General features: G+C 46.7%; 1 protein-coding gene. It reads left to right on the top strand.

Annotated elements, in window-relative coordinates; genetic code table 11:
- Nucleotides 1–124 precede the first annotated feature (124 nt).
- A partial coding sequence (locus QN379_RS23535) for a hypothetical protein (protein ID WP_323507780.1) occupies nucleotides 125–306 on the top strand: 182 nt, incomplete at its 3' end.

The following is a 306-nucleotide window of genomic DNA, read 5'->3' as shown; positions in this document are numbered from 1 at the left end:
ACGCGTAGAAGAAATTGACGATTTTTTCAAAGCTCCACTATTAATCACGCAATCTTTCAAACACAAAAAAATAATTCAAAACAAAACCCAAATATCAAAACCGTCAATACCAACGCAATCGCCGGTGCAGCCACAGTTGACGTTGCCTTTGACCTTACAGGCGCAGCCACAGTTGACGTTGCCTTTGAACTTGCAGGCGCAGCCACAGTTGACGTTGCCTTTGAACTTACAGGCGCAGCCACAGTTGACGTTGCTCTTGAACTTGCAGGCGCAGCCACAGTTGACGTTGCTCTTGAACTTGCAGGC

Origin of the sequence: Glaciimonas sp. Gout2 (assembly GCF_035018905.1) — a bacterium.
Taxonomy (GTDB): Bacteria; Pseudomonadota; Gammaproteobacteria; order Burkholderiales; family Burkholderiaceae_D; genus Glaciimonas.
The sequence above is the reverse complement of the archived record's forward strand: the minus strand, read 5'-3'. Positions and strand labels throughout refer to the sequence as shown.